This is a genomic window from Streptomyces sp. NPDC051738, assembly GCF_044453205.1.
In the GTDB taxonomy this organism is placed as follows: Bacteria; Actinomycetota; Actinomycetes; order Streptomycetales; family Streptomycetaceae; genus Streptomyces.
Map to the genome: position 1 here is coordinate 130,030 of NZ_JBITCM010000017.1, position 12,603 is coordinate 142,632.

A 12,603-nucleotide genomic window follows, 5' to 3' on the forward strand; every position below is an offset into this window, starting at 1 on the left:
GCCGACCAGTCTACGTGCTCCCGGCCCCCGTCACTTCCGGGCTTCCGTCTCCTTGGTCCCCTCCTGCGCCGGCCCCCGCCGCACCGCACCCGGCGCGTTCCACTCCTGCCGCTTGCCCGCCCGGGCCTTCGCCACCTCCGAGGACTGGAGCTGGTACGGCACCGAGGTCACCATGATCCCCGGCGTGAACAGCAGCCGGCCCTTCAGGCGCAGCGCGCTCTGGTTGTGCAGCAGGTGCTCGTACCAGTGGCCGACCACGTACTCGGGGATGATCACCGACACGGCGTCGCGCGGGGACTCCTTGCGCAGCCCCTTCACGTACTCGATGATCGGCCGCGTGATCTCGCGGTACGGCGAGTCGAGCACCTTCAGCGGTACGTCGATGCCGCGCCGCTCCCACTCCTCGCGCAGCGCCTTGGTCTCGGCCGGATCCACGTTGACGCTGAGCGCCTCCAGGGTGTCCGAGCGCATCAGCTTGGCGTAGGCAAGGGCCCGCAGGGCGGGGCGGTGGATCTTGGAGATCAGCACGACGGAGTGCACGCGGGACGGCCGTACGCTGTCGTCGCTCGGGCCCTCGGGGGCGGCGAGTTCCTCGGAGACGTGGTCGTAGTGGCGGCGGATGGCCGTCATCGTCACGTAGAAGATCACCATGCCGAGCAGGGCGACCCACGCGCCGTGCGTGAACTTGGTGACGAGGACGACGACCAGGACGAGTCCGGTGAAGAAGGCGCCGAAGGTGTTGATCGCGCGGGAGCGGATCATGTGGCGACGCTTGGCCGGGTCCGTCTCCGTCGCCAGGAGGCGGTTCCAGTGGCGGACCATGCCGATCTGGCTGAGCGTGAAGGACACGAACACGCCGACGATGTACAGCTGGATCAGGCGGGTGGAGTCGGCGCCGTAGATCCATACCAGCAGGATGGCCGCGCCGGCCAGGAGCACGATGCCGTTGGAGAAGGCGAGGCGGTCGCCTCGGGTGTGCAGCTGGCGCGGGAGGTAGCGGTCCTGGGCGAGGATCGAGCCGAGCACCGGGAAGCCGTTGTAGGCGGTGTTGGCCGCCAGGAACAGCACCAGCGCGGTGGCCGCGGCGAGTACCAGGAAGAAGAAGCTGCCCTTGCCGAAGACGGCCTCGGCGACCTGGGTGATCACCGGGTTCTGGACGTAGTCCGCGCCGACCGCGACACCGTCCTTCAGCAGGTCGACGGCCGGGTTCTCGGCCATGCGGACCTTGCTCACCATGGCGAGCCCGATGATGCCGCAGAACATGGTGACGGCCAGCAGGCCCATCATCGCGAGCGTCGTCGCGGCGTTCTTCGACTTGGGCTTGCGGAAGGCCGGGACACCGTTGGAGATCGCCTCGACACCGGTCAGCGCGGCACAGCCGGAGGAGAAGGCGCGCAGGAGAAGGAAGACCAGCGCGAAGCCCGCGAGGCCCTCGTGCTCCGGCTTTATCTCGTACGACGCCGTGGGCGCCCGCATGGTCTCGTCCAGGACCAGCCCGCGGAACGCACCCCACGCGATCATGATGAAGACGCCCGCGACGAAGACGTACGTCGGGATCGCGAAGAGGTTGCCGGACTCCTTCACGCCGCGCAGGTTCATCAGCGTCAGCAGCACGATCACGCCGACCGCGCACTCGACCTTGTGCTCGACGACGAACGGGATCGCGGAGCCGAGGTTCTCGATGCCGGAGGAGATGGAGACGGCGACGGTCAGGACGTAGTCGACGAGCAGGGCGCTCGCGACCGTGAGGCCCGCCTTGGGGCCGAGGTTGGTGGTGGCCACCTCGTAGTCGCCGCCACCGCTCGGGTAGGCGTGCACGTTCTGTCGGTAGGAGGCGACCACCGTGAACATCAGCACGACGACCGCGACCGCGATCCAGGGGCTGAAGTGGTAGGCCGACACGCCCGCGATGGAGAGGACCAGCAGCACCTCTCCGGGCGCGTACGCCACGGAGGACAGCGGGTCGGAGGCGAAGACGGGCAGTGCGATGCGCTTCGGCAGGAGCGTTTCCGCGAGCCGGTCACTGCGCAGCGCGCGCCCGATCAGAATCCGTTTGGGCACGTCGGTCAGTTTGGACACAACAGTGAATCGTAGGCCCCCCGCCTGGAGCAGAGCACATCCGGGTGAAATCGCGCGAGGCGCGGGGGTGAATTCCGTGCCGCGCTCGCGCCGGGCGCCGGTCCGGGCGGCGCGCGCATGCCTCCATGACCTGCGTCGGTACGCTCATCACATCCGGGAGGCCTCATGTCGCAGACGACCGCTCAGCTCGTCGGAGCCCTCGTCTCCCTCGTCGGACTCGGCGTCCTGGCACTGGCCAGCCTGCGCAGCTTCAACCGCCGTTGAGGGCTCGTACGGGACACGGCGAGCCGGAAGTTACGGTGGAGCGAGGCGCACGCGAGCCCACGATCCGAACCGCGAGGGATCATCCACGGCATTCCCCGGCATGATGTTGCCCAGCGGTCCGCCACCGGCCCGCGCCTGTTGCCCGGCGAACCGAGAGAAGGATATGAGCACCACGTTCACGCAAGTCAGACGCCTCACGAGGAGTGCGGGGTAAGCGCCGTGCACATCGTCATCATGGGTTGCGGAAGGGTGGGCTCCGCTCTGGCGCAGACCCTGGAGCAACAAGGGCATACGGTCGCCGTGATCGACCAGGACCCCACCGCGTTCCGTCGGCTGGGCCCCGGGTTCGGAGGTCGCCGGGTGACCGGCGTCGGCTTCGACCAGGACACCCTGCGCGAGGCGGGCATCGAGGAGGCGGGCGCCTTCGCCGCCGTCTCCAGCGGTGACAACTCGAACATCATCTCCGCGCGCGTTGCCCGCGAGATGTTCGGCGTGGAGAACGTCGCGGCCCGCATCTACGACCCCCGCCGCGCCGAGGTCTACCAGCGCCTGGGCATCCCCACCGTGGCCACGGTCCGCTGGACGGCCGACCAGATGCTGCGCCGTCTGCTGCCCTCGGGCGCCGAGCCGCTGTGGCGGGACCCCACCGGTGGCGTCCAGCTCGCCGAGGTGCACGCGTCCACCGAGTGGGTGGGCCACAAGATCAGCAGGCTTCAGGAGGAGACGGGCGTCCGCGTGGCGTTCCTCACCCGGCTCGGGGAGGCGATCCTGCCCACCTCGCAGACGGTGCTGCAGGAGGGCGACCTGGTGCACGTCATGATGCGCACCGACGAGGTCGACAAGGTCGAGGCGTCCTTCGCCAAGGGTCCCGAAGAGGAGGGCGGTCACTGATGAGGGTCGCCATTGCCGGTGCCGGTGCGGTGGGTCGCTCCATCGCGGGCGAACTGCTGGAGAACGGCCACGAGGTCCTGCTCGTCGACAAGGCGCCGACCGCCATCTCGGTCGAGCGCGTCCCGCAGGCGGAGTGGCTGCTGGCCGACGCCTGCGAGATCACGTCGCTCGACGAGGCGGCCCTGCAGCGCTGCAACGTGGTGATCGCCGCGACGGGCGACGACAAGGTCAACCTGGTCGTGTCCCTGCTGGCGAAGACGGAGTACGGCGTCCCGCGCGTCGTGGCCCGCGTGAACAACCCCAAGAACGAGTGGCTGTTCAACGAGTCCTGGGGCGTGGACGTGGCGGTCTCCACCCCGCGTCTGATGTCGGCCCTGGTCGAGGAGGCGGTGAGCGTCGGCGACCTGGTCCGCCTGCTGCGCTTCAGCCACGGCGACGCCAACCTCGTCGAGCTGACCCTGCCGGAGGAGTCGGCCCTGGCCGGAACCACGGTCGGTGACGTGGAGTGGCCGGAGGACACGTCCCTGGTGACGATCATCCGCGGCACCCGTGTCCTCACCCCGTCCCGCGAGGACTCCCTGGAAGCGGGCGACGAGCTGCTGTTCGTGGCGGCCCAGGCCCGCGAGGAGCAGCTGGAGGACCTGCTGTCGGTGCGGCGCGAGGACACTGCGGGCTGAGCCCTTCGGGGATACGACGGCAAAGGGCGCCCCGAGTACTCGGGGCGCCCTTGCTTTCAGCCCGTCCGGCGTTTGAGGACGAGGCCCGTTCAGGGCCGAAGCGGGGGTCTGGGGGCCGCAGGCCCCCAGCGAGGCCCGCCCGGACGACGCCGGGTGCCTACTCGGCCGAGCCGGCGGCAGCCTTCCGCTCTTCCTCGGCCTTCTCGGCCGCCTCCATCTCCGCGAACACGTCGATCGGCGCGGGCGCCTTCGCCAGGAACACCCACGTCAGCCACACGGCCAGCAGGAACGGCGGGATCTTCAGGGCGACCAGGACCCAGCCGAACTGGGTGGTGTCGGCCCACCAGTACAGCGGGAAGAGGATCGCGCACTTGGCGAGCAGGATCAGGCCCCACGCGTAACTGGCCTTCGCATACGCCTTCTTGCGACCGGGGTTGCGCTTGCGCCAGGAGAGGTTCTCCTTGAACACCGGCCCGAGGATCAGGCCGATCAGCGGCACCCCGCACAGCGTCGTGATGATGTACGCGAGCCCCAGCCCCAGCGTGTAGAGCATGCCGGGCAGATAGAAGTCCTTCGCGTTGCCGGTCATCATCGCGAACACGACACCGAAGGCGACGCCGAAGACACCACTGAACGCGTGCTTGACGGTGTCCCGCATCACCAGGCGTACCACCACGAGCAACAGGGACACCCCGAGCGCGGCGATGGCCGACAGGTGCAGATCCTTGTTGATCGTGTAGATGGTGACGAAGAGCAGACCGGGCAGCACCGTCTCGATCATGCCGCGCAGGCCGCCGAAGGCCTCGAACAGCGCGGCCTCGGTCACCGCCCGGGCGTCATGCTCGGCGCCTGTGGCGGTGTCGGTGGTGTCTTCAGTCGGCTTGTCGAGCGACGTCACCGGCTACTCCCGTCCGAGGGGTCTCAGTTCGTATTTCGGGTTGAAGAGCACCCGGCGGCCCCGGCTCATGGAGATCCGGCCCGATGCGATCAGTCGGCGTCCCGGCTCTATGCCGACGATGGAGCGCCTGCCGAGCCACACCACGTCGAGGGCGGCGGAGCCGTCGAACAGCTCGGCCTCCAGGGCCGGGACTCCCGCACGCGGCCGCAGGGTGACCGTGCGCAAGGTACCAGTAACCGTCACTATCTGTCGGTCACGACAGTCACCGATCTTGATACAGCCGGCCGTCTCGGCGTCCTCACGCAGCTCCTCGGACTCCAGGTCCTCCTGCGACGAGGAGAGCCGGTCGAGCATGCGCCGGAAACGGCCCACCGACTTTTCGGAACGAGGAACAGCACTCATGACTTGAAGCCTACCGGGCATCACTTCTCGAACCGATAGCCCATCCCCGGCTCCGTAATGCTGTACCTCCCGGGGGATAACCCCCGGACCCCCAGCCGCCTCGCAGCTCACCTCTCGAATCGGTATCCCATCCCCGGCTCCGTAATGAAGTGCTTCGGGTGCGAGGGGTCCGCCTCCAGCTTTCTGCGCAGCTGGGCCATGTAGACCCGCAGGTAGTTGGTCTCGGTCCCGTACGACGGCCCCCACACCTCCTGGAGCAGCTGCTTCTGGCTGACGAGGCGCCCGGTGTTGCGCACCAGGACCTCCAGGAGGTGCCACTCCGTCGGGGTCAGCCGGACGTCCTTGCCGCCCCGGTTGACCTTCTTCGCGGCCAGGTCGACGGTGAACTCGTCAGTCTCCACCATCACGTCCTCCTCGCCGCCCCCGGTGGGTTCGGCCCGGCGGACGGCGGCCCGCAGCCGGGCCAGCAGTTCGTCCATGCCGAACGGCTTGGTGACGTAGTCGTCGGCGCCCGCGTCCAGCGCCTCGACCTTCTCGTCGGAGGAGTGCCGGGCGGACAGCACCAGGATCGGCACCCGGGTCCAGCCGCGCAGCCCCCGGATCACCTCGACGCCGTCCATGTCGGGCAGACCGAGGTCGAGGACGACCACATCGGGGTGGCGGGCGGCGGCGAGTTCGAGGGCGGTGGCCCCGTCGTGGGCCGCGTCGACCTCGTACTTGCGGGCCTTGAGGTTGATCACGAGGGCGCGCACGATCTGCGGCTCGTCGTCGATCACCAGCACCCGGGTCATGTGGTCTGCCTTTCGGGTCGTACGGAATGCGAGAACTCGTCGGAGTGAAGAGGCCGGTCGAAGTGGCCGGGTTCCCCGCCGGGCGATGCCGCCGCCCGGAGGGTGAGCACCATGGTGAGGCCGCCTCCAGGTGTGTCCTCGGCGTTCAGGGTGCCGCCGACGGTCTCGGCGAAGCCGCGCGCCACCGCGAGACCGAGACCCACTCCGGCGCCGCGAGGGGCATCACCGTAGCGCTGGAAGGGCGCGAAGATGCGCTCCTTCGCGTCATCGGGTACGCCCGGCCCGCGGTCGACCACCCGGACCTCGACCCGATCGGCGATGGCGCTCGCGGAGACGAGGACGGTGCTGTCGTCCGGGCTGTACTTGACGGCGTTCTCGACCAGGTTGGCCACCGACCGCTCCAGCAGCCCCGGGTCCACGGCGACCATGGGCAGCGTCTCCGGGATGTCCAGCTCAACGCTGTCCTCGGGCACCCCGCCGAGCGCCATCGGCACGACCTCGTCGAGGTCGATGTCGCGGATGAGGGGCGTGACCGTGCCGGTCTGCAGCCGGGACATGTCGAGGAGGTTCCCCACGAGGTGGTCGAGCCGGTCGGCGCCCTCCTCGATGCCCTCCAGCAGCTCCGCCTCGTCCTCCTCGGACCACGCCACGTCGTCGGACCGCAGGGAGGAGACCGACGCCTTGATGCTCGCGAGAGGCGTACGGAGGTCGTGGGAGACGGCGGCCAGCAGGGCCGTGCGGATGCGGTTGCCCTCGGCCAGCTCCTTGGCCTGGTCGGCCTCGCGTTGCAGCCGCTGGCGGTCCAGGACGACGGCGGACTGCGCGGCGAAGGCGGCGAGCACCCGGCGGTCCTCGGCGGGCAGCACCCGGCCGGTCAGCGCGAGGGCCATGTGGTCGCCCACCGGTACGTCGACGTCCGCCTCCTCCGGACGCGCCAGCTCGCGTCCCAGCCCGACCCGGCCCGCGCAGGTCCACGGGTCCACGTCGCTCGCCCGCTCCAGCAGGGCCGCCGACTCCATGCCGAAGGTCTCCCGGACGCGCTCCAGCAGCTCCTCCAGGCCGGTCTCGCCGCGCAGCACGTTGCCCGCGAGGAAGGCGAGGATCTCCGACTCGGCGCGCAGCCGGGCCGCCTGGTGGGTGCGGCGGGCGGCGACGTCGACCACGGAGGCGACCGCCACCGCCACGCACACGAAGATCACGAGTGCGAGGAGGTTCTTCGGATCGGCGATCGTGAGGTGGTGCATGGGGGCGGTGAAGTACCAGTTGAGCAGCAGCGACCCGACCGCCGCCGAGGCCAGGGCGGGAAGGAGCCCGCCGAGCAGGGCCGCCGCCACCGTCAGGGTCAGGAACAGCAGCATGTCGTTCGCGAGCCCGAGATCGGCGTCGACGTGGGTCAGCAGCAGGGTGAGCAGCATGGGACCGCCGACGCCGACGAGCCAGCCCCACAGGATCCGCGGCCGTCCGAGGCGGGCTCCCCTGGCCACGGGCAGTCCGCGCCCCTTGGCGATCTCCCCGTGCGTGACGATGTGCACGTCGAGGTCGGGGCCCGACTCCCGGGCCACCGTGACGCCCACGCCCGGTCCGAGGACGTACTGCCAGCTCTTGCGGCGTGAGGAGCCGAGCACTATCTGGGTGGCGTTGGCCCCGCGTGCGAAGTCCAGCAGCGCCGCCGGGATGTCGTCGCCGACGACGTGGTGGAAGGTTCCGCCCAGGTCCTCGACGAGGGTGCGCTGGACGGCCAGTTCCTTGGGCGAGGCGGAGGTGAGGCCGTCGCTGCGGGAGATGTAGACGGCGAGCACCTCACCGCCGGCGCCCTTCTCCGCCAGCCGGGCGGCCCGGCGGATCAGCGTCCGCCCCTCCGGGCCGCCGGTCAGACCGACCACGATCCGCTCGCGCGAACCCCAGATCTTCGACACCCGGTGATCGCTGCGGTACTGCTTCAGGTACTCGTCGACCCGGTCGGCCACCCACAGCAGGGCCAGCTCGCGCAGGGCGGTGAGGTTGCCCGGACGGAAGTAGTTCGACAGGGCCGCGTCGACCTTGTCCGACTTGTAGATGTTGCCGTGCGCCATGCGGCGCCTCAGCGCCTGGGGCGACATGTCGACCAGTTCGATCTGGTCGGCCCGGCGCACCACCTCGTCGGGCACGGTCTCCTGCTGCCGTACGCCGGTGATCGACTCGACGACGTCGCCAAGCGACTCCAGGTGCTGGATGTTGACGGTCGATATCACGTCGATCCCGGCGGCGAGGAGTTCCTCCACGTCCTGCCAGCGCTTGGCGTTGCGCGAGCCGGGGATGTTGGTGTGGGCGAGCTCGTCGACGAGCGCCACCTGCGGGCGCCGGGCCAGGACGGCATCGACGTCCATCTCGGTGAAGGCGCTCCCCCGGTACTCCAGTTTCCGGCGCCGTATCTGCTCCAGCCCGTGGAGGATCACTTCGGTGCGTGGCCGGTCGTGATGCTCCACGAAGGCGACCACGCAGTCGGTGCCGCGCTCGGCACGGCGGTGCGCCTCGGACAGCATCGCGTACGTCTTGCCGACGCCCGGTGCCGCACCGAGGTAGATCCGAAGCTTGCCGCGTCCCATGGTCCCCATTGTGTTCCGGCCACTGCTGCCTACGCAGCGTCGACCTTACGACCAAGAATCGCGACAAATGGGACCGGGTACGGCGGCGGGACCGTCTTTGACAGAACTCTGACGCTCCCGCCGCCGCCCCCCGCGCCTCAGCTGGGGTTGTCTCCGTGGGTGAGGGTCTCCCAGGCCACGAAGAGGTTGTTGGTGCCGGACGGGCGGTTGCGCTCGGTGAGCGCCTCGGTGTTGGTCATGGCATGGCCGAGACGGTTCGCCAGGGCGTTGTGCCCGACCTCGGTGACCGGGCCGAGCCCGAGCTTCAGCGAGCCCCGGCACAGCCAGCTGGGCACGGCCCCGCCCAGCTCGTACTTGGCCTGGAACCCGAGCGCGTGCCGCAGCCGCTCGCCGACGTCGGTGCCGTACAGGTCCTGCCCCTGGATCCGGCTGGTCTCGGCCACGTGCGAGATCGCGGAGATGCCGTATCCGGTGTGCGTGAGGTCGCGGCAGGTCTCCTGGGTGAGGCCGGTGACGAAGGTGGACTGCCCCTGCCAGTAGTTGACGATCTTCTCGCGGGTGTCGAGGTTCTGGCTCGGCACGGTCTTCGGCAGATCGCCGTCGGAGGACAGGTAGACAAAGGCGGCGGTACGGGTGCGGAACTTCGCCATGGCCTTGTCGTACGACGCCTTGTCCTCCAGGAAGACCGAGATGCCGACGGCGGCCTCCATCATCGACAGCTCCCAGTTGCCGTTGGAGTTCGAGCCGTTGATGATCTCGGGCAGATAGACGGTGCGGAGCATGGTGGCGAACCGGCCGGAGTTCGCCCAGCTCCCGGTGTACGTGTACTTGATGATCTCGGCCGCCTTGGGCCAGGAGGAGCCGGCCCAGCCCGTCTGCAGGGGCGCGTTGCTGTTGGTGTGGTCCCTGATCACCGCGGACCAGGCGTCCATCAGCTCGATGGCCTTCTTCGCGTGCCGCTCGTCGCGAGTGAGGTACCAGGCGAGGGCGTGGGTGTAGGCGGCTATCGCGTCCTCGCGCTCGTCGGTGCAGCCGTAGTTGGGGTTCGAGTACGAGCCGCACTCGACGACCGCGCGCGGTTTGGGGACACGGTTCAGATCGGCGTACTTGCTCGCCATCATCCGGTCGAAGGCGCCCTTCCAGGGCTGGGCGCCGGCGTCGACCTTGGCGCGGGTGAAGTCCAACTGCCCCTTGGAGACGGTGACGCCGGGGTGGGCGAAGGTGGCGGGTGCGGCGTCGGCGGGCCAGGCGAGGACACCGGCGACGAGGGCGGCCGAGGCCGCGAACAGTGCGGTTCTGCGCATGCGTGGGGGGCCTTCCGTTCTCGTATGTGAACGTGAAGCGCCTTTATGAACAGACGCGTTGGCCGGAGACGGTAGGTACAGACCAATGCGTCGTCAAGGGTTCACGCACGAGAAAAGGCATGAGCCGAGAAGGGGCATGAGAAAGGGCCGCACCCCTGAGGGGTACGGCCCTTGGTTGTCTCTACGAAGCTCAGCGCACCTCGGTGATCTCCGGCCCGCGCTGGAGCTGGCCCATGCCGCCGGAGAAGCGCGAACCGGCCTCCTCCTGCTGGACGCCCTCGGGCACCATCTGGGCGTCGTTCGGCAGCTGCAGGACGATCGGGTCACGGGGGGCCATCGGACCCTCGCCACGGAGCACGACCGTGTCCCGGAAGATCTGCTCCAGCAGACCGGCCGCCTGCGGCTGCACCGCGCCCTGGCCCGAGATCACACCGCGCAGGAACCAGCGGGGACCGTCCACACCGACGAACCGCACGACCTGGAAACCACCCGTGCCGTCCGGCAGCTGTACCGGCACCTGGGCCCGCAGCTCCCAGCCCAGCGGCCCCTCGACCTCGTCGATGATGCCACCCTGCTGGGTGATGCCGGAGCCGATCTCCTCGCGCACCTCGCCCCAGATGCCCTCGCGCTTGGGGGCGGCGAAGGCCTGCAGCTGGATAGCGCTGTCGCGCAGCACCACGGTCGCCGCGACGATCGCGTCACCGGCGACCTCGACGCGCAGTTCCATGCCGTCGACTCCCGGCACGAGCAGGCCGCCCAGGTCCACCCGTCCCTCGCCGGGATCGCGGACCTCGGAACTGTCCCAGGGCCCGTCGGGCCGCGGTTCCGGCTCGAGCCGTACGCGCGCGCGCTTGCCGTCGTCGTCCGCCTCGGTGTCGATGTCGACGACCTGCTCGGGCTCGCCGGCCGCGTCCTCGGCGGCACCCTTCTTCTTGCGACGTCCGAACACGTCACTGTCCTTCCCGGTCGGATACGACCGAAGCGTATCGATTCCCACCCGCCCGGCCGCCGTCGGCGGCCTGACCGCTTGTGCTGCTTGCGCCGCCCACCGCGGCGTGGCCACCGGAGGACCCGAAGCCCCCTTCGGCCCGTACCGAATCGGGAAGCTCCGCGACCTCCTGGAAGCGAACCCTCTCGACCTGCTGGACGACCAGTTGGGCAATCCGGTCGAAGCGCTCGAACCGCACGCTCTCGTGCGGGTCGAGATTCACCACGATCACCTTGATCTCCCCACGGTACCCGGCATCAACCGTCCCCGGGGCATTCACGAGGGCGACACCGAGGCGGGCGGCGAGACCGGAGCGCGGGTGCACGAAGGCCGCGTACCCCTCCGGCAGCGCCACAGACACCCCGGTGGGCAGTACGGCCCGCTCCCCCGGCTTGAGTTCGCGGCTCTCGGTGGTGCGCAGATCGGCTCCCGCGTCACCGGGGTGCGCGTACGTCGGCAGCGGTACGTCGGGGTCGACGCGACGGATCAGCACGTCGAGTTCTCGACGGGGCTCACGGCTCACGGGTTCACCTCGAAGGCACGGGCACGCCGGACCTGGTCCGGGTCGTCCATGGCGGCCCGGATCTCCTCCGGACGGCCGTTGTCGATGAAGTGGTCGACCTTCACCTCGATGAAGAGGGCGTCGGCACGGACGGCGACGGGCCCATCGGGGCCGCCGATCCGCCCGGTGGCGGAGGAGTAGATCTTGCGGCCGGCCACCGCCGTCACCTCGGCCTCCAGATACAGCACCGTGTCCACCGGAACCGGCCGTACGAAGTCGGTCTCCAGCCGCCCGGTCACGGCGATCGTGCGCAGCAGCCAGTTGAGCGAGCCGAGGGTCTCGTCGAGGGCGGTCGCGAGCACACCGCCGTGCGCGAGCCCGGGTGCACCCTGGTGAGCGGGCTGCACGGTGAACTCGGCGGTGAGGCTGACGCCGTCCCCCGCCCGCGCCTCCAGACGCAGCCCGTGGGGCTGCTCGCCGCCACAGCCGAAACACTCGCCGTAGTGGGCGCCGAGAAGCTCTCCGGGCGCGGGAGCATCCGGGTGCCGCACGGGTTTCACCGCGTCGGCCGGGGGCTTAAGAGCTGCGGAAGTACCTCTCACAGCCGCAGACCTTACCCGCCCGCCCGTCTCCCACCGCCGCCCTGCCTGACGGCGCTTCGCGCCGGCCCCCCTGACTCCGGACGTAACCGGACACCGTGCCAAGCTTGGCTCCATGCAGCTTTCCGCCGCCCCGTACGACGAACGTCTCACCGCCCCCCGCTCCTGGTGGCTGGTCTCGTTCCTGGCCGGGATCTCCCTGGCTCTGATCGTCCTGCCCTTCGGCACGCTTCCGATGCTCGCCGGCCTGGTCGGCGGCACCGCCGCGGCGGCCGTCATGGCCAGCTCGTACGGCTCGCTCCGCATTCGTGTGGTGGGCGACTCGCTGATCGCGGGCGAGGCGAAGATTCCGGTACGGGCGCTGGGCGAGGCGCATGTCCTGGACCCGGAGGAGGCCCGTGCCTGGCGCACCCACAAGGCGGACACCCGGGCTTTCCTCCTGCTGCGCGCGTACATCCCCACGGCCCTGCGCGTGGAGGTCACGGACCCAGAGGACCCGACCCCGTACCTGTACCTGTCGACCCGTGAGCCGGAGCGGCTGGCGGAGGCGATCAAGGCGGCGAAGGCGTCGCTCTAGCACACTCGAACGGGCCGTCACCGGTCCGGTCAAGACTTGGCCCGCC

12 protein-coding genes are annotated in these 12,603 nt (G+C 69.8%); 3 read left to right on the forward strand and 9 right to left on the reverse strand.

The window, feature by feature from the left end; genetic code table 11:
- Positions 1 to 30: 30 nt before the first annotated feature.
- Positions 31 to 2,079 (reverse strand): APC family permease, encoded by a 2,049-nt coding sequence (locus tag ACIA8X_RS33845; protein ID WP_393456681.1) that lies wholly within the window; start codon positions 2,077 to 2,079, stop codon positions 31 to 33.
- A 483-nt stretch (positions 2,080 to 2,562) separates the two neighbouring features.
- Here ACIA8X_RS33845 and ACIA8X_RS33850 point away from each other — a divergent pair, with 483 nt between their 5' ends.
- The gene (locus tag ACIA8X_RS33850; RefSeq protein WP_393456678.1) at positions 2,563 to 3,234 is read left to right on the forward strand and encodes a potassium channel family protein; all 672 of its coding nucleotides are present in this window, start codon (positions 2,563 to 2,565) and stop codon (positions 3,232 to 3,234) included.
- A complete protein-coding gene (locus ACIA8X_RS33855) occupies positions 3,234 to 3,911 on the forward strand; it encodes a TrkA family potassium uptake protein (protein ID WP_093909693.1) in 678 nt (225 codons plus the stop codon). The genes ACIA8X_RS33850 and ACIA8X_RS33855 overlap by 1 nt, the downstream gene beginning before the upstream one ends.
- A 157-nt stretch (positions 3,912 to 4,068) precedes the next feature.
- Here ACIA8X_RS33855 and ACIA8X_RS33860 read toward each other — a convergent pair whose 3' ends face one another.
- The 8 genes from ACIA8X_RS33860 to ACIA8X_RS33895 all read right to left on the reverse strand — a co-directional run bounded on the left by ACIA8X_RS33860 (position 4,069) and on the right by ACIA8X_RS33895 (position 11,983).
- Entirely contained in the window at positions 4,069 to 4,809 is a 741-nt protein-coding gene (locus ACIA8X_RS33860; protein WP_393456674.1) for a DUF3159 domain-containing protein, read from the reverse strand.
- Positions 4,810 to 4,812: 3 nt separating this feature from the next.
- Positions 4,813 to 5,211 (reverse strand): OB-fold nucleic acid binding domain-containing protein, encoded by a 399-nt coding sequence (locus ACIA8X_RS33865; RefSeq protein ID WP_037642785.1) that lies wholly within the window; start codon positions 5,209 to 5,211, stop codon positions 4,813 to 4,815.
- 107 nt (positions 5,212 to 5,318) lie between these two features.
- Positions 5,319 to 6,002 (reverse strand): response regulator, encoded by a 684-nt coding sequence (locus ACIA8X_RS33870; RefSeq protein WP_399459904.1) that lies wholly within the window; start codon positions 6,000 to 6,002, stop codon positions 5,319 to 5,321.
- Entirely contained in the window at positions 5,999 to 8,587 is a 2,589-nt protein-coding gene (locus ACIA8X_RS33875; RefSeq protein ID WP_399459905.1) for a DUF4118 domain-containing protein, read from the reverse strand. Before ACIA8X_RS33875 ends, ACIA8X_RS33870 begins: the two co-directional genes overlap by 4 nt.
- A gap of 137 nt (positions 8,588 to 8,724) precedes the next feature.
- Positions 8,725 to 9,891: an alginate lyase family protein gene (locus ACIA8X_RS33880; protein ID WP_399459906.1), complete on the reverse strand. Its 1,167-nt coding sequence runs from the start codon at positions 9,889 to 9,891 to the stop codon at positions 8,725 to 8,727.
- 190 nt (positions 9,892 to 10,081) lie between these two features.
- Positions 10,082 to 10,840, reverse strand: coding sequence for a DUF3710 domain-containing protein (locus ACIA8X_RS33885; protein ID WP_393456662.1), 759 nt, complete (start codon positions 10,838 to 10,840; stop codon positions 10,082 to 10,084).
- 1 nt (position 10,841) lies between these two features.
- Entirely contained in the window at positions 10,842 to 11,402 is a 561-nt protein-coding gene (dut, locus tag ACIA8X_RS33890; RefSeq protein ID WP_393456660.1) for a dUTP diphosphatase, read from the reverse strand.
- Positions 11,399 to 11,983, reverse strand: coding sequence for a PaaI family thioesterase (locus ACIA8X_RS33895; protein ID WP_393456657.1), 585 nt, complete (start codon positions 11,981 to 11,983; stop codon positions 11,399 to 11,401). The genes dut and ACIA8X_RS33895 overlap by 4 nt, the downstream gene beginning before the upstream one ends.
- A gap of 112 nt (positions 11,984 to 12,095) precedes the next feature.
- Between ACIA8X_RS33895 and ACIA8X_RS33900 the strand changes: the two genes are divergently transcribed.
- Positions 12,096 to 12,557, forward strand: coding sequence for a DUF3093 domain-containing protein (locus ACIA8X_RS33900; protein ID WP_399459907.1), 462 nt, complete (start codon positions 12,096 to 12,098; stop codon positions 12,555 to 12,557).
- Positions 12,558 to 12,603 lie beyond the last annotated feature (46 nt).